The 23,418-nt window shown below is 34.6% G+C and carries 24 protein-coding genes; 2 read left to right on the top strand and 22 right to left on the bottom strand.

Annotated features, from left to right (window positions below; genetic code table 11):
- Window positions 1–294 precede the first annotated feature (294 nt).
- The 14 genes from ACYVEC_RS05430 to ACYVEC_RS05365 form a co-directional block, all read right to left on the bottom strand.
- Window positions 295–1,098, bottom strand: a complete 804-nt coding sequence (locus ACYVEC_RS05430; protein WP_142332739.1) for a sulfite exporter TauE/SafE family protein — start codon at window positions 1,096–1,098, stop codon at window positions 295–297.
- A gap of 60 nt (window positions 1,099–1,158) precedes the next feature.
- A complete protein-coding gene (locus ACYVEC_RS05425; protein ID WP_000644411.1) occupies window positions 1,159–1,305 on the bottom strand; it encodes a BC1881 family protein in 147 nt (48 codons plus the stop codon).
- Between the two features lie 238 nt (window positions 1,306–1,543).
- The gene (locus ACYVEC_RS05420) at window positions 1,544–3,271 is read right to left on the bottom strand and encodes an S-layer homology domain-containing protein (RefSeq protein WP_063221344.1); all 1,728 of its coding nucleotides are present in this window, start codon (window positions 3,269–3,271) and stop codon (window positions 1,544–1,546) included.
- A 215-nt stretch (window positions 3,272–3,486) separates the two neighbouring features.
- On the bottom strand, window positions 3,487–4,053 hold the full coding sequence (locus ACYVEC_RS05415; RefSeq protein WP_080468273.1) for a hypothetical protein: 567 nt from the start codon (window positions 4,051–4,053) through the stop codon (window positions 3,487–3,489).
- A 7-nt stretch (window positions 4,054–4,060) separates the two neighbouring features.
- Window positions 4,061–5,080: a nuclease-related domain-containing protein gene (locus ACYVEC_RS05410; RefSeq protein WP_199677870.1), complete on the bottom strand. Its 1,020-nt coding sequence runs from the start codon at window positions 5,078–5,080 to the stop codon at window positions 4,061–4,063.
- Between the two features lie 118 nt (window positions 5,081–5,198).
- The gene (locus ACYVEC_RS05405) at window positions 5,199–6,962 is read right to left on the bottom strand and encodes an ABC transporter ATP-binding protein (RefSeq protein ID WP_063221323.1); all 1,764 of its coding nucleotides are present in this window, start codon (window positions 6,960–6,962) and stop codon (window positions 5,199–5,201) included.
- The gene (locus ACYVEC_RS05400; protein ID WP_098555804.1) at window positions 6,962–8,713 is read right to left on the bottom strand and encodes an ABC transporter ATP-binding protein; all 1,752 of its coding nucleotides are present in this window, start codon (window positions 8,711–8,713) and stop codon (window positions 6,962–6,964) included. The genes ACYVEC_RS05405 and ACYVEC_RS05400 overlap by 1 nt, the downstream gene beginning before the upstream one ends.
- Before the next feature lie 123 nt (window positions 8,714–8,836).
- Window positions 8,837–9,058, bottom strand: coding sequence for a YneF family protein (locus ACYVEC_RS05395; RefSeq protein ID WP_001123317.1), 222 nt, complete (start codon window positions 9,056–9,058; stop codon window positions 8,837–8,839).
- Window positions 9,059–9,136: 78 nt separating this feature from the next.
- Window positions 9,137–9,577, bottom strand: coding sequence for a sporulation inhibitor of replication protein SirA (gene sirA, locus ACYVEC_RS05390; RefSeq protein WP_000860645.1), 441 nt, complete (start codon window positions 9,575–9,577; stop codon window positions 9,137–9,139).
- Between the two features lie 156 nt (window positions 9,578–9,733).
- Entirely contained in the window at window positions 9,734–11,734 is a 2,001-nt protein-coding gene (gene tkt / locus ACYVEC_RS05385) for a transketolase (RefSeq protein ID WP_063221325.1), read from the bottom strand.
- Window positions 11,735–12,039: 305 nt separating this feature from the next.
- A complete protein-coding gene (phnE, locus tag ACYVEC_RS05380) occupies window positions 12,040–12,843 on the bottom strand; it encodes a phosphonate ABC transporter, permease protein PhnE (RefSeq protein WP_063221326.1) in 804 nt (267 codons plus the stop codon).
- On the bottom strand, window positions 12,843–13,637 hold the full coding sequence (phnE, locus tag ACYVEC_RS05375) for a phosphonate ABC transporter, permease protein PhnE (RefSeq protein ID WP_063221327.1): 795 nt from the start codon (window positions 13,635–13,637) through the stop codon (window positions 12,843–12,845). The genes phnE (ACYVEC_RS05380) and phnE (ACYVEC_RS05375) overlap by 1 nt, the downstream gene beginning before the upstream one ends.
- The gene (gene phnC / locus ACYVEC_RS05370) at window positions 13,634–14,407 is read right to left on the bottom strand and encodes a phosphonate ABC transporter ATP-binding protein (RefSeq protein WP_063221328.1); all 774 of its coding nucleotides are present in this window, start codon (window positions 14,405–14,407) and stop codon (window positions 13,634–13,636) included. The genes phnE (ACYVEC_RS05375) and phnC overlap by 4 nt, the downstream gene beginning before the upstream one ends.
- Before the next feature lie 83 nt (window positions 14,408–14,490).
- The gene (locus ACYVEC_RS05365) at window positions 14,491–15,429 is read right to left on the bottom strand and encodes a phosphate/phosphite/phosphonate ABC transporter substrate-binding protein (protein WP_000915049.1); all 939 of its coding nucleotides are present in this window, start codon (window positions 15,427–15,429) and stop codon (window positions 14,491–14,493) included.
- Window positions 15,430–15,614: 185 nt separating this feature from the next.
- Here ACYVEC_RS05365 and ACYVEC_RS05360 point away from each other — a divergent pair, with 185 nt between their 5' ends.
- A complete protein-coding gene (locus ACYVEC_RS05360) occupies window positions 15,615–17,198 on the top strand; it encodes a bifunctional metallophosphatase/5'-nucleotidase (RefSeq protein WP_063221329.1) in 1,584 nt (527 codons plus the stop codon).
- Window positions 17,199–17,238: 40 nt separating this feature from the next.
- Here ACYVEC_RS05360 and ACYVEC_RS05355 read toward each other — a convergent pair whose 3' ends face one another.
- Both ACYVEC_RS05355 and ACYVEC_RS05350 read right to left on the bottom strand, forming a co-directional pair.
- Window positions 17,239–17,478: a DUF896 domain-containing protein gene (locus ACYVEC_RS05355; RefSeq protein ID WP_063221330.1), complete on the bottom strand. Its 240-nt coding sequence runs from the start codon at window positions 17,476–17,478 to the stop codon at window positions 17,239–17,241.
- Window positions 17,479–17,523: 45 nt separating this feature from the next.
- The gene (locus tag ACYVEC_RS05350; RefSeq protein WP_060631882.1) at window positions 17,524–18,180 is read right to left on the bottom strand and encodes a YneB family resolvase-like protein; all 657 of its coding nucleotides are present in this window, start codon (window positions 18,178–18,180) and stop codon (window positions 17,524–17,526) included.
- A gap of 141 nt (window positions 18,181–18,321) precedes the next feature.
- Between ACYVEC_RS05350 and lexA the strand changes: the two genes are divergently transcribed.
- Complete coding sequence (gene lexA, locus ACYVEC_RS05345; RefSeq protein ID WP_060631883.1) at window positions 18,322–18,942, top strand: transcriptional repressor LexA; 621 nt, start codon at window positions 18,322–18,324, stop codon at window positions 18,940–18,942.
- Window positions 18,943–19,027: 85 nt separating this feature from the next.
- Here the strand turns inward: lexA and ACYVEC_RS05340 are convergent, their stop codons facing one another.
- The 6 genes from ACYVEC_RS05340 to ACYVEC_RS05315 form a co-directional block, all read right to left on the bottom strand.
- Window positions 19,028–19,834 (bottom strand): DUF4097 family beta strand repeat-containing protein, encoded by an 807-nt coding sequence (locus tag ACYVEC_RS05340; RefSeq protein WP_063221331.1) that lies wholly within the window; start codon window positions 19,832–19,834, stop codon window positions 19,028–19,030.
- Complete coding sequence (locus ACYVEC_RS05335) at window positions 19,835–20,377, bottom strand: DUF1700 domain-containing protein (protein ID WP_063221332.1); 543 nt, start codon at window positions 20,375–20,377, stop codon at window positions 19,835–19,837.
- Window positions 20,370–20,693 (bottom strand): PadR family transcriptional regulator, encoded by a 324-nt coding sequence (locus ACYVEC_RS05330; RefSeq protein WP_001102620.1) that lies wholly within the window; start codon window positions 20,691–20,693, stop codon window positions 20,370–20,372. The genes ACYVEC_RS05335 and ACYVEC_RS05330 overlap by 8 nt, the downstream gene beginning before the upstream one ends.
- A gap of 735 nt (window positions 20,694–21,428) precedes the next feature.
- Complete coding sequence (locus tag ACYVEC_RS05325; RefSeq protein ID WP_000721300.1) at window positions 21,429–21,578, bottom strand: Phr family secreted Rap phosphatase inhibitor; 150 nt, start codon at window positions 21,576–21,578, stop codon at window positions 21,429–21,431.
- Window positions 21,575–22,663, bottom strand: a complete 1,089-nt coding sequence (locus ACYVEC_RS05320; protein ID WP_063221334.1) for a response regulator aspartate phosphatase — start codon at window positions 22,661–22,663, stop codon at window positions 21,575–21,577. The genes ACYVEC_RS05325 and ACYVEC_RS05320 overlap by 4 nt, the downstream gene beginning before the upstream one ends.
- Before the next feature lie 322 nt (window positions 22,664–22,985).
- Window positions 22,986–23,213, bottom strand: coding sequence for a hypothetical protein (locus tag ACYVEC_RS05315; protein ID WP_063221335.1), 228 nt, complete (start codon window positions 23,211–23,213; stop codon window positions 22,986–22,988).
- Between the last annotated feature and the right edge of the window lie 205 nt (window positions 23,214–23,418).

Genomic DNA, 23,418 nt, shown 5'->3' with positions numbered 1-23,418 from the left:
TATCCGATCATATTTTCACATGAAGATTAGGGGCATCCTCTTTAAGGATCGGGATTTTCCCATTATGTACGTTCCATAATGGTCATCGAACAATATATTTCTATGCAATTAAATATTGAATAGAATAGGGCAAAACTTGTTCGCATTTTTAGAAAAGGGATAGGGATATAATTCAAGTAGTACTTCGAATACTCGAACTTTACACTCATTATATTAAAGCAAATCCTTTTATATGGGAAATATGAATTACTTACATAATTCATTCGTAAAACATATTAGTTTGCTATATTATTTTCACTCTATCAATAACATACATCCCGCTAAAACTGGTGTCATAATCATTGAAAGCTTCAAAAGCATACGTGGTGCATAATTTGTAAACTTCGCCCCGATATACGCTCCTAACATCGTCCCAATTAATACTTGCAATAATAATATATAATCTAGGTACCCTTCTGAACTATATCCCAGCCCACCTCCAATCGCAATCGGCAATATAACAAGCATTGTTGTTCCTACAGATTGCTGAATCGTTAATCCTAATAGAACCATTAATCCAAGTTGAATAAATGGTGCAGAACCAATCCCAAATGAACCAGCCATAATTCCAGTGACTAATCCAAGGCATATACATTTCATTATGTTTTCTTTCGAAAAATCTTTAATTTCTGCTAAAAGTAATTCTTCCCTATTTTGAAACTTAATTAATTTAATACACATAAAAATTGCAGATAAAAATAACATCCCAGCTGTAAACCAATGAAGAAGATGCGGTGGTATAAGTGAACCAATTTTTGAACCGATATAAGAACCCAGTGCTCCACATCCACCAACAATCCCGCCTATAGTAAATACAACATTTCCTTCGCGATAATGACTTATAACCCCAGATAATGTCGTAAATGCCATGGCAGTTAAAGACGTTGCAAGCGCAACGTGAATAGGAATGTGGAATACTAAAGTGAGTATTGCGATAATAAAACCAGCTCCCCCTGCTCCAACAAATCCTAATAAAACTCCCATTACTAACATCGTTATAATAATTGCCACAAACTCTCCCTCCAGTAATCCAATTATCCACCATATTCTTCCTTGCATACAAATAAAAAGCACCCTGGACGGATGCTTTTCGTACTTTTCAAAATTGATAATATGTACTTAATCTTGATTAATCAAAATAACAGCGGGGCCAGCAACTACTACTCCAGCTACTTCTATCTTTTCAAATTCCTTTACTGTAATAGATATAACGCCTTCTCTTTCCATCAATTCTTTACTCAGGACATCAGTCGGTATTGCTTTCACCGTCTTACCTCCTTTTCATTTATACAATATGATAAAGTGAAACTTTAATCAGTAGAGATTGGGTCCATTTCACACTGATTATAATTAGGCTGTTCGTTAATACGCATTAAAAATAACCCAACGCATCTATATATATGCATCACCTCCGCTTTCATTCCTTATTCCACTCAAAACCTTCACTCCCTTCCGTAACATATTGAAAAATAAAAAAGCACTCGCCAAAGCGAATGCTATTTCATTATTTACTTTCTATTACTTTTAACATTCTATTAATAAATGCTGCCGATTCCCCACGCGTTGCAGAACCTTTCGGCATAAATTCATTATTTTCATTTCCTTTTACAATACCTAATCCATAAACACGTTGTACAGCTTGTTTATCATATGCTAAATCTTGATCCGAGAATGGTAGCGGAGCTAAGTTACCTTTAATTTTTTTATATTGCAGTGCACGGTCAATCATAATAACAGCTTCATCTCGTTTAATCGTATCATTTGGAGCAAATATACCATTTCCTCTACCACTTATTATTCCGGCACTTGCTGCACGATTAATACCATCTATTAGCGATGGATGTGCTGTATTTAAATCATTAAAATTCGATGTTCCTTCAGGCAACTGCAATGATCTTGAAATGAAGTTCGCAAATTCACCACGTGTTACGAGACGTTCTGGCCAATAAGAACCTTTTCCATCCCCAACCATAATGCCAAGTTTATCTAATTCACGAATGTCTGCTTCGTACCAGCCACCCGTTATATCATCTTTATGGTTCGCATCATAATAAACTTTTGTTCCTTGTAAGAATGGTTCCCACGCATTGTTTTTAATCATAATAGCAGGACAATTTTTACCACTCCAAAATTGATGCTTCTTCACATTTTCTAAAGGGATATTTAATTCCCCCATTAAATAAGCTGCTAGTTTACGAGCATTTTCAACAGCTTTATTATAATCACCATCTTCGTTTACAGCAATTTCAATCGCAATTGATTCTCGATTTCCAGTTCCTTCTGCTCCATCTCCTGCATGCCAAGCATTTTCGTTTAATGGAAGGTGTTGATAAATCTCTTTATCGTCTACCGTAAAATGCCAAGACGCTGAACGATCTTCCGTTCCCGTTGCTTGGTTATATAAATATAGCGCATGGTTTCTAGCATTTGCCCCAACACTGTAATTATCTGTCTCATGAATCGTAATATACTTCGGATTCATCGCATAACCTGGACGAATATTTTCATTTCCTTTCGGTACAATCATTTCTTTTAAAGGTACACCATAAATATCTGTTGTTTTCTCTTCTAATGGTGCAGCATACATAACTGCTGCACGTTTTGTACGTGTTGGTGCTGCGTCTTGAATAAGCGACGCTTTTGTGCCTTCAAATTTTGCTGAAGGTGAATGAATCCATTTTATCTCATTATTTATTTTTACTTGGAACCATTCTCCCGCCTGTCCAATTGCTTGAATAGTTTGTGGCTCCAGTACATTTTCTTCTTTGTATGATGCAAATGGTTCAGAGTATGTAGAGGTTTCTTCATTTACAACTAACTTTTCACTTAATAACGAATGAATTTCTTTAACTTCTACATTCCCCTCACTATTTTGTATCCATCCAGCTCCAGATGAAGTTTGAACATAGTAAGCGTTTCCTTTTCTCTTCTCAGCTTTTACGACTTGATTCGAAATACGAATCCCTGTCTCTTTTTGAAAATTACTAGAATCGTATAAAGGTACTTCTTTAACTATATGTACAAGAAACTCACCTTGCACTTCATTTCTTACTCCTTTATCTTCTCCTCTACCATCTTCATCTTTCATATGGTTTTCAATACTTTTTAAAGCTTGTTCTTCAGGTGACACTGTAACAGTTTTTTCAAACTCATTAGCATAGGAATAATTCGGAATCGTTACCATACTAAATACAATTGATGCAGCTAAAACATTATAAAATCCTTTTTTCATCATAATACTTAACACGCATATAATTAAATTCGTGTTAAATTTCCCCTCCTCAACCAAAATATAGGTTATCTACTAAACTATTAAGTAACATAACTATTTACAATATAACAGACTCATTCCGATTCGTATAGATAGGAATGACTACTATTTGCCTATATTTACTATATTGGAATATAAAAAAGAAGCTATAATATATAGCTTCTCTCTACGTTTCTTTAGTCCCTTTGCACCTTATATTCTGCAACTTTACCAGCTCTATCAAATTGTAAAACAAGCTGTTCACTATCTATCGAAATAAAACCACGTTCATTTCCAAGATAGTACAAAGTGATAACCCCGTCTTCTCCATTTCTTGTTTGAGTAGGCTCTCCTAATAATTTTATAATTTCCTCATTTGATTTCCCTGTTAATTTATATTTTTGTAGTAGATCATCTACCATATGTACCCGTTTTTCTTCAACATTTAACCACCGATCTTGATTAAACTTGGAAGTGTATGTATTCATACTTAATTGTGCAGTACACACTAACAATAGAATGCCACCTACTATCATTACACCTAGCATTTGCTTCTTTTCTGTATTACGATTTACAGAAGTACGTAAGACGAACTTTTGAATCACGACTAATAAAACAAATGGCATGACTACTACAAACATACCTTTTACACTTAATGACATGTGAATCGCATCAATCACAAAAATAAACGCAAAATACATTAGTATATACAAACAAATATAAACATACAAAATACCCCTTAATATTGCACTCAGAATGCCCACCCCTTTTTTAATTCATTCTATAATTCATCCGACTAATGATTTCTCGAAGTTTTTCTAATTCTTGACCTGTATATATTACTTTCCCCGTTAAGATTTCATTTCTGAAAAACGTTACAATTTGCTCTCTATCCTTTAATCTCGGCGTTTTTTCTTCAGAAAGATCTAGCACTTCTTTCCCACTCTCATTAGAAAAATATACAATCGGTTTTACGTTTTCCTTTACAATATCAACTTGCATTTCTTTCAAACAATTGTATAGAATATGAGATAGTTTCTTCGCTCTATATACTGGATTCCCTTCATTTTTCACTTGTATCGTTAATGAATCTTCACCTGTAATATATTCAAACGTCTCTTCTTTCTCTATCTCTTGTTGATACTTGCCAATTTCATCAATCATAAATGCATATATACTAGCATTTTCTTTCGTTAAGCCATGAATTAATTTCCCGGTCCATTCTTTCGTCTCAAGTAGATACATACCCGTTTTACTTAAGACAAGATGATGAATTCGAAATTCATTTCCTCTATGCTGATTTCTCATAAAAACATTCGGCATAATATGAAATTCATTATCTAGTATTATGCCTTGCTCTACGAAGCCACGCTTCATATAATGTAATGTTTCGTGTGTATTCACTTCAGCTCTATTTTTTGTATACTCTCGCAAATTTGCAATTAAATTTTGAAACATATGTATTTCATTACTATGTTTTTCTTGCATTTCACTACGTTCTTTACTATGCTGTACAGCTAATTGATTTTTCATCATACGCATATTTTCAAGTTCTCGAGCTGCACTTATTTGTAAATCACTGTATTTCTTCTGTTCCATATTTTTTAATGTATTTTGTTGTTCTTTATGCTCTGTAACCGTGGCTGCAATTTCATTTTCATACGTTTCAATTGCTTGTTTCTTTTCAAATTCTACTTGCTGACTCTCTGATTCTAACTGTTTATTTTTATAAAACAGCACGAATACTGCAGCTAATAATAATAAAATCACACCTATTAGCACATAATCCATATTTTTTCTCCTTTATTTCATTCCCTACTATTTTCCATTCACATTTCTACTACATTATACTATGTTATTCCTATATATTTTGTAAAAATTTCACACGCAGTCAAAAGACCTTGTAATTCTACAAGGCCTTTTGCAAACTTCCTTTATTTTGTAGTAAATACATATTATAATACAATCCTTGTTCACTCAGTAATTCTTGGTGTGTTCCTCTTTCTACTATCTCTCCATTATGCATAACGAAAATTTGATCTGCATCTTGAATTGTAGATAATCTGTGCGCAATGGCTATAGTCGTTCTTCCTTTTCGCATTTGCTGTAACGCTGTTTGGATCGCATCTTCAGTTTCTGTATCAATATTAGCTGTTGCTTCATCCAATACTAATATTTTCGGATTCGTTGCTATCGTTCTAGCAAAAGCAATTAATTGTCGTTGACCACTAGAAAATGCAGCTCCTCTTTCTACTACTTCCGTTTCATACTGCTCTGGTAATTTTTCAATAAACGTATTGGCTTGCACAAATTGTGCCGCTTCTTTTACTTCTTCATCCGTAATTTCTTCATTGTACATACGAATATTTTGTTTTACATTTCCTGCAAATAAAAATGCATCTTGCAATACGAGTCCTATTTTCTTTCTAATTTCTTGTTCTTCAAATTTCTCTAAATCTACACCGTCTATTACAATATTTCCGGACTTAATATTATAAAATCGCATTAACAAATTCATAATGGTACTTTTTCCGCTACCAGTATGCCCAACGAAAGCAACCGTTTGCCCTTGTTTCACGTGAAAAGATACATTTTTTAAAACATCACGTTTTCCATCATAAGAAAAAGTAACATTTTTAAATTCAATATCTCCATTAACGACTTGAGGATTTCCCCCCCCTTGTTGAACTGGTGCTAAATCTTTCTCATCCATTAAATGAAATACACGTGATGATGAAACAAGTGCTTGTTGGAAAAATGACAACTTCATCATCATCTCATTTACCGGCTGGAAGAAACGATGTATATAGTTAACAAACGCATATAAAACGCCTACTTCAACAGGACTTTTCAAAGCATCAATTCCAAATAAACCAAGTACTAACGCAATCGCTACAATATGTACTAAATCCGTAGCTGGACGTAAAAGCAATGCATCTAACTTTAACGTACGTCGCCCTGCACTATAATGTTTATTGTTCACTTCTTCAAACTCTCTTCTCATACGCTTTTCTTGTCTAAACACTTGAACAATATTCATCCCTTGAATGGACTCGTTTAACTTTGCATTTAACACGCTTAATTGATTACGCACTTCTAAATAAAAAGCTGCACTTTTCCGGCGATATAGCACCATAATCGCAAACATTATCGGAATTAATACGAGAGAAAATAGCGCTAATTTTACATTTAATAAAAACATCGCTACTAAAATACCTACTAAAAACACGATATTTTTAACAAATGTTGATAATACACTAACATAAAAATCTTTAATTGCTTCCGTATCATTCGTTATGCGCGATACGAGCGTACCAATCGGCGTACGATCAAAGAAACTTAATGACAACTTTTGAACATGCTCATATACTTCAACACGCATATCTTGAACAATTTTAAAAGCGATATTTTGAAAATATAATAAGTCTAAATAAGTAAATAATACTTTTAATAAGTGAGCAACAATATACACTACAAATAGAGTAACAAGTGCTGATTGATCAAAGTTACGTGGTACTAAATGTTCATCAAGAAATTGTTTAATTAAAAAAGGCCCCATCATTTCAGTTACAGTTGCACCAACTAAAAAGATAAATGCTAAAGATAACAACCCTTTATATGGTTTCATATAAGAAAGCAATCTACTTAAATCACTCCGTTTTTTCTCAGCCATCATACGCCTCCTTTCTCGACTAATGCTTCTAACTGCTGGCTCTCATACATTTCTTTATACCAACCATGTTCTTCCATTAATTGTTCATGTGTACCTCGTTGCACAATTCTGCCTTCATCCACAACAAGAATGAGGTTGGCATGCTGAATTGCACTTAAACGATGAGCAGTAATAATCGTTGTTTTCCCTGCTCTTTCCCTCTTCAAAGCATTTAAAATTGTTTCTTCTGTTTTTGCATCTACTGCTGATAAACAATCATCTAAAATTAAAATTTCAGCATTCGTTAATAAAGCACGTGCAATAGAAATTCTCTGTTTTTGACCTCCAGATAAAGAAACACCTCTTTCCCCAACTACTGTTTCATACCCTTCTGAAAATTGAAGGATGTCATTGTGAATACAAGCAATCTCTGCAGCACGGGTAATTTCATTATATGTAGCATCCGCCTTTCCAAAGGCAATATTCTCCCCAATACTCGCTGAAAATAAAAAATGGTCTTGCGGCACATATGAAATGGCAGAACGAACACCGTAGAGTGTTACATCTCGAATATCCCGCTCTCCAACTTTTAATTCACCATTAAAATGATCATACTCACGGATTAAACATTTTAATAAAGTCGTTTTCCCTGCACCTGTACGTCCTACAACCCCAAGCGTTTCTCCCTTCTTCAAATCAAAGTGAATATCTGTTAAATGTAACAGTTCATTTTTCTTATACGAAAACGAATCGACCGCAAATGAAACATCACCGCTCGCTATTGTGTGCACAGCATTTTCTCTATTTACTACATCTGATTTTTGCGAGAGGATTTTTTCTACACGGTCATATGAAGCACGCCCACGCTCCATAATATTAAACAACCATCCAAACGCTAACATTGGCCAAACGAGGGTACCTAAATACGTCGTAAATGTAACGAGATCACCTACTGTTAATTCACCTCTCACAACTAATACTGACCCATAACATACTGCGATTAAAAATGAAAATCCTACGATAAGAGCGATTGTTGGATCAAATAATGCATCAATACGTGCGACTAACATATTTTTATGTACGACATCTTCTGATTTTTTTCGAAACGCTTGTAAATCTTCTTTCTCCTGTCCAAGCGATCGAATTACCTTCATCCCACTCATACTCTCTTGCACTTTATCATTGATTTCCGAAAACGATTGCTGCGCTTTATGAAACCTTTTATGTAATAAAGTGCCGTAATAATTTGTCGATATTGCTACAATCGGCATCGGAATTAAGCTTAACAATGTTAACTTCCAACTAATTGTAAAGCCCATCGCTACGAGTACACATCCCCCAACAGCTAAAGAGTCAACCAGTGTTAAAACACCTGCTCCAGCAGTTTGCTGAATCGCTTGAATATCATTGGTCGCATGTGCCATTAAATCACCTGTGCGATTTGACTGATAAAACGATGGACTCATCTTTGTAAAATGTTCATACAAATTTTTCCGTAATTGGCGAGCCAACTTTAACGAAGACCCAAAAATCATAATACGCCATACGTAACGTAATATGTACATCGTAATACCTACAATTACTAAGAGTACAACCCATTTTAGTAAATTATCAGTCGTTAATGTTCCATCATTAATTTCATCTACAACAATCCCAATCACTTTTGGTGCTACAAGTTCTAAAAGTGCAACGCCAAATAATAAAATAATTCCGATTATGTACGCTCGTTTTTCTTGTTTAAAAAACCACGCTAAATTCATAAACACTTTCATTTTTTTCCTCCTCCCTTAAAATGAGCGATGTTTTCAGTTTATCAAAAATACAGAATTTTTAAAAGTTTTAAACACTGTAACTAACAAAAAGAAAAGACACTCTTAGCGAGTGTCTTTTAGCGCTTATTTCATTTGTTGCTTGTTCATCGCGCTCATCATTTGATTGATTTTCTTTTGGGAAGGTTTTTGTCCCATTTGCATCATCATCATTTTTAACATTTGTTCGTTAATTGGTGGATTTTTTTGTAAGTAATTCATCATGTATTTGCGGGCAATGAAAAATCCTAACGCCACGCCTGCTACTAGTGCTACTACGCCCACTAGAATACCTAACCAAATTGGCATATATTTTCCTCCTTCATGTTGTCTACCTTACAGTGTACTAAAACCTTTTCAATAAGACAAGATACAATTCGACATTTTTTACACATATGTTCGTACTTGTTTTAGAGGATTCAGCCATCCGTACTTTGTATTTTCATAATCCATAGCTAAAAATGTTAATTCACACTTTCTCAACACCTCAAAGAAAGTCGTTTCCATAGAAACATTTCCAGAGGTATTCATACGAATATAGTGTGGTTTCACCATTATTTCGCCATATTCCGCCCCTGTATAAAGTGTATGTGTATGATGTGTTCGATCATATTTACCAAGAACGCGCAAAGCTTGTTCTAATTTATGATGAATTTTCATTACTTGTAATGGCATCGTTATATACATCATTTGTTTATATAACACTTTTTTCTCCGAAAGGGACCCAGATTCTGAAAATCGAGCAAATAAATCAAAAAACAAATATTCACGACCAAAGTAAGCTTTCGCAATATCCTCTTGAATTAAATACAATTCATACGTTTTCATCTTTCGCCTCCCAATCTGGACAACCTTTTCTCTTCATTATATAGAAGAAAATTTGCAATGATTGTCTGACTGCGGAGAGATAAAAAACTTTTTCTGTCGAAAAAACTCATTTACATAGAAAAACCTCTCCATGCCGGAGAGATTTTTCTAAAATCATTAAAGCATTTCTTTTACTTTACGAACAACGTTCTCTACAGTAAATCCATACTCTTCCATAATCTTCTCACCAGGAGCAGAAGCACCGAATGTATCGATACCTAACACATCTCCTTCAAGACCTACGTAACGGTGCCATCCGAATGTAGCACCCATTTCAATCGCGAAACGTTTTGTTACTGCTTTTGGTAATACAGATTCTTTGTACTCAGCTGTTTGAGCTTCAAAGCGATCCATAGATGGCATGCTGACAACAGCTGCGTCAACGCCGTCTACTGCTAGAGCTTTTTGTGCTTCAACAGCTAGACTTACTTCAGATCCAGATGCAAGTAAAATTACATCAGCTGTTTCTTTCTTGCTTGCAGAAACTACATATGCACCTTTTGCTACTTTTTCATACGTATCGTCTTTTGCACCTTCTAATGTTGGAAGGTCTTGACGAGTTAATACTAAAGCAGTTGGTGTTTTTGTAGATTCTAAAGCTAATCTCCAAGCCGCAACAGATTCGTTACCATCAGCCGGACGAATAACAGATACATTTGGCATTGCACGAAGCGCTGCTAATTGCTCAACTGGTTCATGCGTTGGACCGTCTTCACCAACAGCGATACTGTCGTGTGTGAATACATACGTTACTGGCAATTGCATTAATGCTGCAAGACGAATTGCTGGACGTAAGTAGTCAGAGAATACGAAGAACGTACCACCGTAAGTTTTTAAACCACCATGTAGTGCAATACCGTTCATTGCTGCACCCATTGCGAACTCACGTACACCGTACCAAATGTTTTTACCGCTGTAATCATCTCTTGTAAAGTCTTTTTCGTTATTCATGTATGTTTTGTTAGAACCAGCAAGGTCAGCAGATCCACCGAAGAATGATGGTACAGACTCTGCAATTGCATTAATTACAGCACCTGAAGAATTACGAGTTGCTGCTTTAGATCCTAATTCATAAGTTGGTAAGTTTTGCTCCCAACCTTCTGGAAGTTGACCGTTCATTGCTGCTTGCAATTCGTTTGCTAATTCTGGATATGCTTGCGCATATTCGCCTAACATTGTATTCCAAGCTGCTTGCGCAGTTTCACCAACATCTTGTACTGTTTTGCGGAAGTTGTCATATACTTCTTCTGCAACATGGAAGTCTTGCTCAGCAGTCCAAGCATATGCTTCTTTTGTTAATTTCGTTTCGTCTACACCAAGTGGAGAACCATGTGAAGCTGATTTTCCTGATTTGTTTGGAGAACCGAAACCAATTGTCGTTCTTACTTCAATTAGCGTTGGGCGTTTTTCGTCAGCTTTCGCTTCTTCAATTGCTTTCGCGATTGCTTCAATATCGTTTCCATCCTCAACACGGATTACTTGCCATCCGTATGCTTTGTAACGATCTTCTACACTTTCAGAGAATGAACGATTTAAATCGCCATCTAATGAAATATCGTTTGAATCGTATAACACAACAAGACGACCTAATTGTAAATGAGCAGCTAATGAAGATGCTTCAGCTGAAACGCCTTCCATTAAATCTCCATCACCACAAATAGCGTATGTATGATGATCTACTACATTATACGCATCACGGTTATATTTAGCAGCTAAATGTCTTTCAGCCATCGCCATACCTACCGCAGTTGCAATACCTTGTCCAAGTGGACCAGTAGTTGCATCTACACCAGCTGTATGACCGTACTCAGGATGTCCTGGAGTTTTGCTTCCCCATTGACGGAAGTTCTTTAAGTCATCCATTGTTACATCATAACCAGATAGGTGAAGTAGGCTGTATAATAACATTGAACCATGACCTGCAGATAATACGAAACGATCACGGTTAAACCACGTTGGGTTATTTGGATTGTGTTTCATAAATTGAGTCCATAATGTATAAGCCATTGGTGCTGCACCCATTGGCATTCCTGGGTGACCAGAGTTTGCTTTTTCAATCGCATCGATGGATAATGTGCGAATCGTGTTGATAGAAAGTTGTTCGATTGAATGTGACATGCTATTCTTCCCTTCGCTTATATTAGTAAACGTTTTATACATTTATATGATAGCTTCCCACGCAAGATTATACAACATGTATCGACAAATATGTTGATGTTTTTTTGGTTTTTTATAAAAAAATCAATGATTTCGGGAATGTATGGGTATTCAATATGACATACTTTTTCATTATTTTTATTTTAAAAAGAAAGGGAATTATCTGTATATTTATACATGTATACAAATTTCTTCTATACTTACTTTTTTCAATACATTTTAAAAAAACACAAAAAAGCATCTAACTTCGATGCTTTTCAAATAAGTTAAACAATCCGTTTCCGAATCGAACTTGAAATCAAATCAATTATAATTACCATTAAAATGATACCTAACAAAATAATTCCAACACGAGACCAATTCCGTGAACTCAGCGCAAAAATTAACGGTGTACCAATCCCTCCTGCTCCAATAACACCTAATATCGCAGCGGATCGTACATTAATTTCAAATCTGTATAACGTATACGATAGAAAATCCGGTAACACTTGTGGTAACACTGCATACCAAAGTATTTGAAATCGATTTGCCCCTGTTGCTATTAACGCTTCTGTCGGTCCCTTATCTATATTTTCGATTCCTTCTGAATATAGTTTTCCTAACATCCCAATTGAGTGTAATCCTAAAGCTAGAACTCCGGCAAAAGAGCCTGGTCCAACAGCTTTTATAAATAAAAGGGCCATAACTAATTCAGGAAATGTACGAACAAAACTAAGTACAAATTTCCCAGTTCCTGAAGTTAATCTTCCACTGCTCATATTCGTTGCCGCCCAAAAAGCGAATGGAACAGATAAAAAGGCAGAAATAAATGTACCTAATATTGCAATTGCCAACGTATCAATTAAACCATGTAATAAATCTTCACCATCTGGCAAAGATACATACGCCCAATCTGGATTCAATATACCTGTCATAATTGCTTTTGTAATTTCTCCTGCTGTATCCTTGATTCCCTCTAGTGGTACTCCTGAAAAAGCCCATACATAAACAAATGTAAGTGCTATAAAAATAAACCAGCGATATACACTCGATTTCTTCGGTTTTGGTACGATTATCGTCGTTTTACTCATTATAATTTCTCCCGCAACAATGTACTTACATAATCAATTAACAATACAACAACAAGGGTATAGATAATAATAGATGCAGTTTGTTGATATTGTAAAAAACCAAGTGTACGGTCATAATATAATCCAATACCACCTGCTCCTACTAAACCTAAAACAGCTGCTGCACGTACGTTCACCTCAAATGTATAAAGAACATAGGAGACAAAATGTGCTTTCACTTGCGGAATTACCCCATAAACAATCCATTGCACTTTATTTGCTCCTACTGCTGTCATCGCCTCTAATGGACCTGGGTCAATCGATTCAATTGACTCATACAACAATTTCGCCACGAGCCCAATTGAGAAAAAAGTAAGAGCCAAAATACCTGGAAGTGGTCCTATTCCAAAAATCGCTACGAAAATAGCCGCCAATAATAAATCTGGTATCGTTCGGATAAAATTTAAAATCATTCGAGCTAGACTGTATAAAAATGTGTTAGTAAACACATTACTTGCTGCAAATAATGCAAGTGGAATGGCTAAAATCGCTCCTAAAGTCGTCCCAATAATCGCCATACGTATTGTATCTAACATCGCTGTTGTAATAACTTGAAAATAACTCCAATCTGGCGGTACCATCTCTTTCAACAAATCCAGCATATTAGGAAAACCAACTACTAGTTTTGAAAATGATGCATCGACCTGTACACTACTTCCCCACAACAGTAAAATGACTAGAATTAACGTTAACATATGTTTTAACTTACTCGGCGGCTTCGGTATCGATTTCGAATGTATCATCACGTCATTCATTTAACTGCCACCTCCAACAATTCACTTTGCTGCGCTACGTCACCATAAATTTCAGCAAATTTTTCGTCCGTTGCCTCTTCTACTAGACCATCAAAAACAATTTCGCCTGCATGTAATCCAATAATGCGTGTCGCATATTGCCTAGCTAAATCAATAGAATGTAAGTTTACAATTGTTGTAATTCCAAAATCTTCATTAATTTTTTTCAAATCATCTAATACTTGCTTTGTTGTTAGCGGATCTAACGACGCAACAGGTTCATCTGCCAATATAATTTTCGCTTCTTGCGCCAACGCTCTAGCAATCGATACACGTTGCTGTTGTCCTCCTGATAATTCATCAGCTCGCGCATATGCTTTTTCTAAAATATTTACCCTTTTTAACGATTGAAAGGCAAGCTCCAAATCCTCCTTTGGAAATAGACCTAACGTTGTACGCAATGTCGAATGATACCCAACACGGCCAGCTAATACGTTCTTCAATACCGTTGATCTCTTTACAAGGTTAAAACTTTGAAAAATCATACCAATATCCCGGCGCATGCGGCGTAATCCTTTTCCATTCGCAGCAGTAATAGACTCACCTTCAATCATGATTTCGCCTTCTGTAATCTCATGAAGACGATTTACCGATCTGAGAAGTGTGGACTTTCCAGCCCCGGACAGCCCCACCATTACAACAAATTCACCTTTTTCAATTTTCAAGTTTATATTATTCAATCCTTTTGTACCATTCGGATATACTTTGGAAACATTTCGAAACTCTATCACACATCTTACCTACCTTCTATGAATTCAAAACGGCAAACTAACTGAAAACATACCTTTCCAGTTAGCTGCCATTTCCATATGTATTATTGCGTTTTTACTTTCTTCCCATATTCACGAACGATATCAAATTTACTATCATCAGATTTAACATATCCTTCATGTGAATATACTTCTTTTATGATTTTGTGACCTTCCTCATTCTTTCCTATTTCAATGAAAGCATCCTGTAATTTCTTGCTCCACTCTTCATCTAAATCAGAGCGTACCGAAATCGTATCGTTTGGAATTTTCTCCGTAAATTTCACTATTTTCGTTTGATCGAATATATTCGGATAATCTTTTTTTACAATATTACGAGCATCTTGGAATACAACAGCTGCATCTACATCACCATTTAAAAGAGCAATAAGCGACTGATCGTGACCTTTTAATGTAACAGGTTTCACATCTTTTAACGGATCAACACCCTCTTTTAATAGTACAGCCGCAGGCCATACATATCCCGCTGATGACGTTACATCTTGATAACCAATTTTTTTACCTTTTAAATCTTTTACACTATTAATATTTGAATCTTTCTTAACAACAAACTCAGATTTATAAAAGTCTACTAAATCCTTTGTAGGAGCTCCCGTTTCATCGTCCACTCCAAAACGTTGTGCTTGTAAAATTACGTTTGCAGCCTTTTTCTCATGCGCTAGCACATAAGCTGTTGGGGGTAAAAATCCTACATCTACTTGCTTAGATGCCATCGCTTCTACAATTGTATTGTAATTCGTTGAAATACTAACTTTTACTGGAATATTTAATTTATCACTTAATAGCTTTTCCAATGGTTTTGCCTTCGCCTCTAACGTATCTGCATTTTGAGAAGGAACAAATTGAACATTTAAAGTCTTCGGTACATACCCTTTTTTCGTATCTGCATTTTTACTTGCGCTTGATTCCTTCGTTCCACAGCCACTTAATAATCCCGCTGCTAGTACAACTGTTGTGCTCATTGCAAAAACTTTTTTCAACATGTTAATGCCTCCATTTTTCATTGTTATAAAATAACCTTTCATAAACATGAAGAAATATATCACACATTTTTACAAATAATTGATTATTTACAGAATCTTTACACATTCTATACACTCACATTAAAATTCTCTTCATATATTTGATATGCTTAATTTGTAGATAACAATAGAAAAGGTGAATAATATTGAATCCAAATCAAATTGTAACTTTAAACATCCTATTAACAAGTGATATACATGGTACTGTTTATCCAATTCACTACCAAGATAATTCTCAATCGGAAATTGGTTTAGCTAAAGTTTCTACTCTTATAAAAAAAGAACGTTCCGAAAATACAAACGTTCTTTTAATTGATAACGGTGACTTCATACAAGGAACACCATTTACTTACCATTACGCTACATACGAAAAAGATAAGGAAAATCCAATGTCTTTATTAGCGAACTATTTACGTTATGATGCTGCAGTTATCGGGAATCATGAATTTAATTATGGAATGGATGTATTAAACAATGCTATTTCTACTGCAAACTTCCCGTATCTATCAGCAAATATTTTAAATAAAAACAGTAAAGAACCTTATTTCGGGAAACCATATATAATAAAACACATTGAATCAAATATAAAAATTGCTATTTTAGGGGTGACAACGCATTACATTCCCAATTGGGAACAACCCCATCACATTAAAGACTTACAATTTGAAGATGCATTAGAAACTACAAAAAATTGGGTTTCTTACATTCGCGAACATGAGAAACCAGATTTACTAGTCGTAGCGTATCATGGGGGATTTGAACGCGATTTACAAACCGGGGTACCGACTGAAGTTTTAACAGGTGAAAACCAAGGATATGCAATGTGCCATGAAATTGAAGGCATAGATATTTTACTAACAGGCCACCAACACCGTGAAATTGCTCAAGCCGCAATAAATGGTGTAACAGTTTTACAAACCGGATGCAATGGACACTTCATTGGAAAAGTAACAATAACATTAGAAAAAACAAAACAAAAATGGGTAAAAAAAGAGAGTTGTTCACAATTATTGCCCGTGCGAGGAATTGCGACGGACCAGGATATTCTTTCCTTGGTTACCGATTATGAAGAAAAAACACAAAATTGGCTCGATCAACCTATTGGACTAATCTATGGGGACATGCGAATTTCAGATGCTATGCAAACTCGTTTGCAAGACCATCCTTTTATTGAATTCATAAATAAAATACAGATGGATATAGCTAATGTTTCCATTTCTTGTACAAGCTTATTCCATAATACATCTCCAGGTTTCCCTAATCGTGTAACAATGCGTGACATCGTTTCTAATTATATTTATCCAAATACATTAAAAGTACTTAGAATAACTGGAGCGGATATAAAAGATGCTCTCGAACTCTCTGCTTCTTATTTCATATTAAAAGCAGATGGAACCATCATCGTAAACCCTAGCTACATAGAACCAAAACCGCAACACTATAATTACGATATGTGGGAAGGAATTTCGTACGTATTAAACATTTCCAAACCAATTGGCGAGAGAGTAGAATCTTTACAGTATAAAGGCACTCCTCTTAATATGGATGAAGAATATGACGTCGTTATGAATAGTTATCGTGCAAGCGGCGGAGGGAACTTCTTTATGTTTCAAAAAAAGCCTGTAATAAAAGACATACCAACAGATATGTCTGAACTTATTGCTGACTATATATTGAAGCACAAAAAAATAGAAGCAACAATCAATAACAACTGGAAAGTTATTAACTAACGAATATAATAAATAAAAAAAGATGGGCTTTGCCCATCTTTTAGTTTAATTTTGCATTATCTTGCTCTTTTAAAGCTTTTAATTTCGCCGGTGTAACATCAGTACCTTGTTCGTTAACGACTTTAATTCCTTTAAGTTCGTTTAACATATTTTGACGAAATCCTTTTAAATATTGTTCACGTAGCGATTGACGCTCACGTTGTTCTTCTTCAGTTAAACCTTCAGCTTTTGCTTTTTTCGCTAAGAAGTTAATGCGTTCAACGAGTTCGTGACTAAGCATCTCGAATCCCCCTTCTAATCAAAACTGATTATTATCATACAATAGTTACTCTTCTTTATCAAGCAATTGCTTTGTATACTCTACATATCTACGATGTACCGTCGCTTTTGAAACATTATGACCAAAGCCGCGAAGCGTTGCTGCAATTTCTTCGAAAGTAAGTTCATTCTTGCGCAAACGCACAATTTCCTCAATCGGCACTTCTTTCTTCTCTCGTCCTACGCTTAAATGACGATTCTTTAAATTATTTTCTGGGCGATAGCCCTTTTCTACCGCGCGTTGCATACCACGTTTAATTTTCAAATTATGAATCTTTCTTTGATACTCTTCAACAATACCAATAATATCTAATACCATCGAATCCGAATCCGACAATTGTAATTCTCCATTATGCGTATGCGTGTATACTTTTATTCCCTCTTTATGTAAACAGTGCATTAATGCAATCTTTGCATTTCCCCTACCAAGGCGCGTTTCATCTTGTATGAGTAGCACATCAATTTGTTCGTCTCGAATTGTATCTAGCACTTCTAATATTCCATCACGTTCAATTGTATAACCACTAGCCTGCTCTTCAATCACCTTAGTAACATTCATTTGATAGCGCTCCGCTAAATGCAATAATTCATCTTTTTGACGTAATAATGATGTTTCTTGCGCTTCTTTTGTTGTACTCACACGTGCATAAATAATTGCATTCATTATGAACCCCTCTTTCTCACTATTATTTCCCTTCAGTGTAACATAAATTCGCCTTTTGTTCGAACTTATGTTTGTAGAATGTTTTTTCACATGTTATACTTATTAATAAGAAAAATGAAAGAAAACGAGGTGTTAGAAAACATGGAAAAGTTAACGAAACGCCAGCAAGACATTCTCGACTTTATTAAGCTAAAAGTACAAGAAAAAGGATATCCACCTTCCGTACGTGAAATCGGTCAAGCAGTCGGCCTCGCTTCTAGTTCTACAGTGCACGGACATTTATCAAGATTAGAAGAAAAAGGATACATTCGACGCGATCCAACAAAACCACGAGCAATCGAAATTTTAGGTGATGACCGAATGGATACAGAAACACAATCTGTTATTCAAGTTCCAATCATCGGAAAAGTTACTGCTGGATTACCAATTACAGCAGTTGAAAGTGTAGAAGATCACTTCCCACTTCCAGCTAGCATTGTTGCTGGAGCAGATCAAGTGTTTATGTTACGCATTTCTGGAGATAGTATGATTGAAGCTGGTATTTTCGATGGAGATCTAGTTGTTGTTCGCCAACAACAGTCTGCATATAATGGTGAAATTGTAGTCGCTTTAACAGAAGATAACGAGGCAACTGTTAAACGTTTCTATAAAGAAAAAGACCATTTCCGTCTACAACCGGAAAACTCTTCATTAGAACCTATCATTTTAAAACAAGTGTCAGTTATCGGTAAAGTAATTGGCGTATATCGTGATTTACATTAAGAATATAAAAGAAGATAATTACCTTATTTATATACGGTAATTATCTTCTTTTTGTATTTTGATAGATTTTCATACATTCTATTTCTTATGAACGCGTTTCAATCGTCACATCTCCCGCAGCAGTTTTACCGCTAATCTTTGTACTCCCATTACCAATTGTTACGTTTTTATTTTCTTCATTAAAAATTGTTACATCTCCCGCAGCACTTTGCCCGGTGATTACAGCATCTTGTGGTTTTTCCGATAAAACAATATCTACATCTCCCGCAGTTGAACTTGCTTCTAGATTATACTTAGAATCATGATCTAGAATATTTATTTCCCCACTGGTCGTTTTTGCAGTCACTTTCCCTATTACTTTTTTAAAGTTCAGCTCACCAGCTTTTGTAGATCCCTCCACATTCTTAGCCGTTACACGTTTCAAATCCACTTCACCAGCAAGTGTCTCAACACTTACACGGTCACTTTTCACATCACTTATTTCGATTTGTCCAGCAGATGAATTTACTTTTACATCTTGGTAAGAGCGTTCAGGCACAAGGAGAGTCAATGTAGACGTTTGAAACCTAAAATCGTAAAAGGAAAAATCAAATGAAGCACCTTTTTCTCTTTCCCCAATGATTTTTAATGTGTCACCATCTTCAGCAATACGAACCTCTTGTTTACGTGTATCTCCTGATTGCTTTACATAAAAAGAAGAGTCAGGCGATTTTTGGACAACAATATCCCCAGCATCTAACTTAACTTCTATATTTTTTAGTGTTTCGTTTTTGATTATATCTTCTTTGTTTCCTTTTTCTGCAGTTTGTACTGCTTTTTTATATGTTTGTGAAATCCCAATTACTCCAATAATGATACAAGCGATTGCTACTAACAATATTTTTTTCATCATCTACTCCCCTTTTATCATTTTGAAGTTCCATATTACATAACGTACGCATAGCCTTTTAAACCACTTCGTACTATAATAAGCGATAATACATAACAACAAACCTACGCCAACAAACGTTATACTAACGAATAAATCCAACCATATAAAAGTACCCATAAATACTTTTCCAATAACGAAAAATGGTGTTACTACACTAGCAATTCCACCGACCCAAAAGGAAGATATAAAAGCGATAATTGCAACTAACGGGCCTAACACAATAATAAAATTAAATAAACTAAGTCCAATCGCTGCCATGACAGCTCTTGTCACATTTGAAGTTGATGGGTCTTTTTTCATTTCATCGAAGCGATACATCGCAAGTAATTCTTTTGCAATTACTTTCGGAGAGCCAAGCCCCTTTATTATTTCCGATTCAGTTTTCCCCTCTTCTATCCCAAACTGAAAATGCTCTTCATAATCAAATAAAATATCTTTCCGCTCTTCGTCCGGTAAATTTCTAAGATGACTTGATAATTCTTTAAGAAACTGTTCTTTACTCATCCCATTCCACCCCTTCAATAATTTCTTGTACGCCTTTTGCAAAATCACGCCACTCTGTTACTAACAAATTCAGTTGCGTTTCCCCTTGCTCAGTTAGTTGATAATATTTACGAGGCGGCCCCTCCGTAGATTCTTTTAAATATGTTTGAAAATATCCTTCTTTCGTTAAACGACGTAATAAAGGGTACACTGACCCTTCCGATATTAAAAATTTATTTGAGATTTGCTGAACAAGTTCATAACCGTAGCAATCCTTACGTTTCACAAGTGCCAAAACACACAGTTCTAACACACCTTTTTTAAACTGAACGTTCAAGGATAGTCCCCCTTTCTCATTTCAGTACTGTTCAATACACGGTACCTTTCTTATCCATAATATACCACTTAGTACTATTTATTGCAAGGTACTGTATGTTCCAATACTTAATTTTAGCATTACATACATCCGCATCATGACACACTGAGCACAGCATACTATTACAATTTTCACATTTATATTCATAGCTAGCGCGCTTTTTAAATAATCCCCCTGATTTTTCCAGGCATTTTGCGAGCACTTTTTTCAGGCATTTCACTAACCTCTATGTTTTCTACAAATAAAAAAAGCCCTGATACCGTAGTATCAAGGCCTTTTAGCTCTTAGTATAGAGACATATATTGATCGCGTTCCCATTGGTGAACTTGCGTTCTAAATATATCCTCTAAATTCATCAAGTTTTAGATTGCGCCAAAAACGTTGATCTATCAAGGTTTTACAAAAGTGATGTTTCATACTGATTCATCACTTTTTTTAATTTTGTGGGTGAATTGTGGGTGAGATTGTGGGTGCCCCCACAAAATGAAACAAACCTAAATAGCTTAGGCTTGTTTCATTTTTTTATCTGTTCTTTCCTATTTAAAATAACCTCTCAAAAATCCGTTAAAGTTCAATATTTTTTCACAATTGAACAAAGCAAGATGTTGTCATCATCTTGCTTTGTTTATTTTTCTATTTTACTGCTTAGTAATTATTTATTTCTTTAATAACTGATGGGGGTAATTTTCTTATTTATTAAATTCCTGTACCATGTTCTGAATATGAAATAATATTTTCTTGTTTCAGTGTAGGTGCTGCACTTTTTTCAATACTAGGACTATTTAAACCAAACGATAATACTGCAATACCGATTAAACCCATTAATGTAATTTTAATCTTTTTCATTTTAAACGCCCCTTTTCTTTTAATAAAGTTCTCGCTTCATGACCTAAATGATAATACTCACACGCCTTTTCCTTTGCACCCACATTATACCATTTCCCTGCTAGTAGTTCGGTATAAATTTGAATGTCTTTCCACAATTCTTGTTCTTTAAAATACGAAAGTGATTCATTTACAATTTCCTCTAACTTCTCTATAGATTCATTATTATTTATACACTCCAAAATATTTAAGTGATAACTATATTCTTGATTACAATCCTTCAAACCCTCTTTAATATAAAAAGTTGCATTATTATGCTGTTTTAATTTAATATGTTCCCGAGCTAATAGGAATAATACCCTTCTTTGATAATGCAATTTTGTATGTTGACACGCTTTATATACTTCTTCTAAATGACGTATAGCTGAATCTGATAAATTTTGTTCGGCATACAGTACTCCTAAATTACTACGAACTTTTAAAACTAGCGATTGTTCATCAAGTTTTTGAAACATATTTAAAGCAGAAATTAGATATTCCTCTGCTAATTCAAATTGTTCTAAAGTAATACAAGCCATACCTAATGTATTTTCACACGCTCCTTTTTTAGTCTCATAGCCTTCATGGCTTGAAAAATAATCGAGAGCCTTTGTAGCATAATTAATAGCTAAAGTAGGTTGTGAAATATAATATTTATATAGCGCAACACGATAATTGTACTCTGCTTTTTCTTTTTCATCGGACATCATATCTAATAAATCACTTGCAGATTCAAGATGTTTTTCTGCACTATTGTAGTTACCAACTTCTGTTGCATAAATAAATTTAAAGAAGTGATAGTAATATTTTAGTAAACCATCTGGCATACCTTTTATGTATTCTAGCCCTTCTAGCCCTTTTTCAAAATTCCCCTTTAACATTTGATACCTGAATCTTAACAGAGAGTAATAAATAAAAGAGTCTGTATTTTCTTTAACCTTATTAAATATATTATCTGCTTCAATTTTTAAAATACTTGCCTTCTCTATATGCTGAGCAAGCATTTCATGATACCATTCTTCTAATAGTTCATAACCCTTGCTAGTAATAGAAATTTTTGTCTCCATATAAATCCCCCTTTTCTAAGAGTATTATCTAAATATTATAACAAATCACCCTATCAAATCGTATATCATAACAATTACTATTTATTGATAAAAAAATATCAGATTATTCAGTCTAGTTTTAGTTATAACAACACCATTCACTTTGAAAATACAATGTTTACATCCTTGATATGATTTATTTAGTTTAAGTGGACGATAATATGAAGGTTATAAAATCTATATTTAACGAATTTCGTTTATTAAGTAAAATCATAAATCCTATATTAAAAACATTGTCTAAAAGTAAATTCTAAACATCTTAACAATAAGAAAAGCCGAATCTTTAATTAGAATCGGCTTTTCTTTTCATTTGCTTTTTGTTTTCCAGAATATCTTCTTTAAAATATAGTCGATCTCGTACCATTTCTTTGATTGGCTTCACTTTCTCTTTCTGTACCATTACATTTAAATTTTGACGTGAACAACCTAAAATTTCTAGAGCCTCTGAAGTGTTTACAATTTCCTCTTGAATAAAGCGCATTAATTCTTCTTTAGTTTCAAATTTATACATTCTTTTTCTCCTTGATACATAAAATAATCATATTTATTACCATTAAAATTATCGCTAGTATGGTACCAATGATACAGATATAACCCCAAGCGTTTAAATTATCATAATCAAGAATTGATAAAATGAACCCTAAAACAATGACTACAGGTAGATTCGTCCAGATAAATTTTTTCATAATAATATGGAATGTGATATAATCTTAAAT

It is taken from the genome of Bacillus sp. MN7755 (assembly GCF_054771475.1).
The sequence above is the reverse complement of the archived record's forward strand: the minus strand, read 5'-3'. Positions and strand labels throughout refer to the sequence as shown.

Bases quoted from the DNA above. Each gene is read 5' to 3' on its own strand.
- ACYVEC_RS05430 (WP_142332739.1), bottom strand. From the start codon at position 1,098: ATGCAAGGAAGAATATGGTGGATAATTGGATTACTGGAGGGAGAGTTT.
- ACYVEC_RS05420 (WP_063221344.1), bottom strand. From the start codon at position 3,271: ATGAAAAAAGGATTTTATAATGTTTTAGCTGCATCAATTGTATTTAGT.
- ACYVEC_RS05410 (WP_199677870.1), bottom strand. From the start codon at position 5,080: ATGGATTATGTGCTAATAGGTGTGATTTTATTATTATTAGCTGCAGTA.
- ACYVEC_RS05405 (WP_063221323.1), bottom strand. From the start codon at position 6,962: ATGGCTGAGAAAAAACGGAGTGATTTAAGTAGATTGCTTTCTTATATG.
- ACYVEC_RS05400 (WP_098555804.1), bottom strand. From the start codon at position 8,713: ATGAAAGTGTTTATGAATTTAGCGTGGTTTTTTAAACAAGAAAAACGA.
- ACYVEC_RS05395 (WP_001123317.1), bottom strand. From the start codon at position 9,058: ATGCCAATTTGGTTAGGTATTCTAGTGGGCGTAGTAGCACTAGTAGCA.
- sirA (WP_000860645.1), bottom strand. From the start codon at position 9,577: ATGAAAACGTATGAATTGTATTTAATTCAAGAGGATATTGCGAAAGCT.
- tkt (WP_063221325.1), bottom strand. From the start codon at position 11,734: ATGTCACATTCAATCGAACAACTTTCTATCAACACGATTCGCACATTA.
- phnE (WP_063221326.1), bottom strand. From the start codon at position 12,843: ATGAGTAAAACGACGATAATCGTACCAAAACCGAAGAAATCGAGTGTA.
- phnE (WP_063221327.1), bottom strand. From the start codon at position 13,637: ATGAATGACGTGATGATACATTCGAAATCGATACCGAAGCCGCCGAGT.
- ACYVEC_RS05365 (WP_000915049.1), bottom strand. From the start codon at position 15,429: ATGTTGAAAAAAGTTTTTGCAATGAGCACAACAGTTGTACTAGCAGCG.
- ACYVEC_RS05355 (WP_063221330.1), bottom strand. From the start codon at position 17,478: ATGCTTAGTCACGAACTCGTTGAACGCATTAACTTCTTAGCGAAAAAA.
- ACYVEC_RS05350 (WP_060631882.1), bottom strand. From the start codon at position 18,180: ATGAATGCAATTATTTATGCACGTGTGAGTACAACAAAAGAAGCGCAA.
- lexA (WP_060631883.1), top strand. From the start codon at position 18,322: ATGGAAAAGTTAACGAAACGCCAGCAAGACATTCTCGACTTTATTAAG.
- ACYVEC_RS05340 (WP_063221331.1), bottom strand. From the start codon at position 19,834: ATGATGAAAAAAATATTGTTAGTAGCAATCGCTTGTATCATTATTGGA.
- ACYVEC_RS05335 (WP_063221332.1), bottom strand. From the start codon at position 20,377: ATGAGTAAAGAACAGTTTCTTAAAGAATTATCAAGTCATCTTAGAAAT.
- ACYVEC_RS05325 (WP_000721300.1), bottom strand. From the start codon at position 21,578: ATGAAAAAGATTAAAATTACATTAATGGGTTTAATCGGTATTGCAGTA.
- ACYVEC_RS05320 (WP_063221334.1), bottom strand. From the start codon at position 22,663: ATGGAGACAAAAATTTCTATTACTAGCAAGGGTTATGAACTATTAGAA.
- ACYVEC_RS05315 (WP_063221335.1), bottom strand. From the start codon at position 23,213: ATGTATAAATTTGAAACTAAAGAAGAATTAATGCGCTTTATTCAAGAG.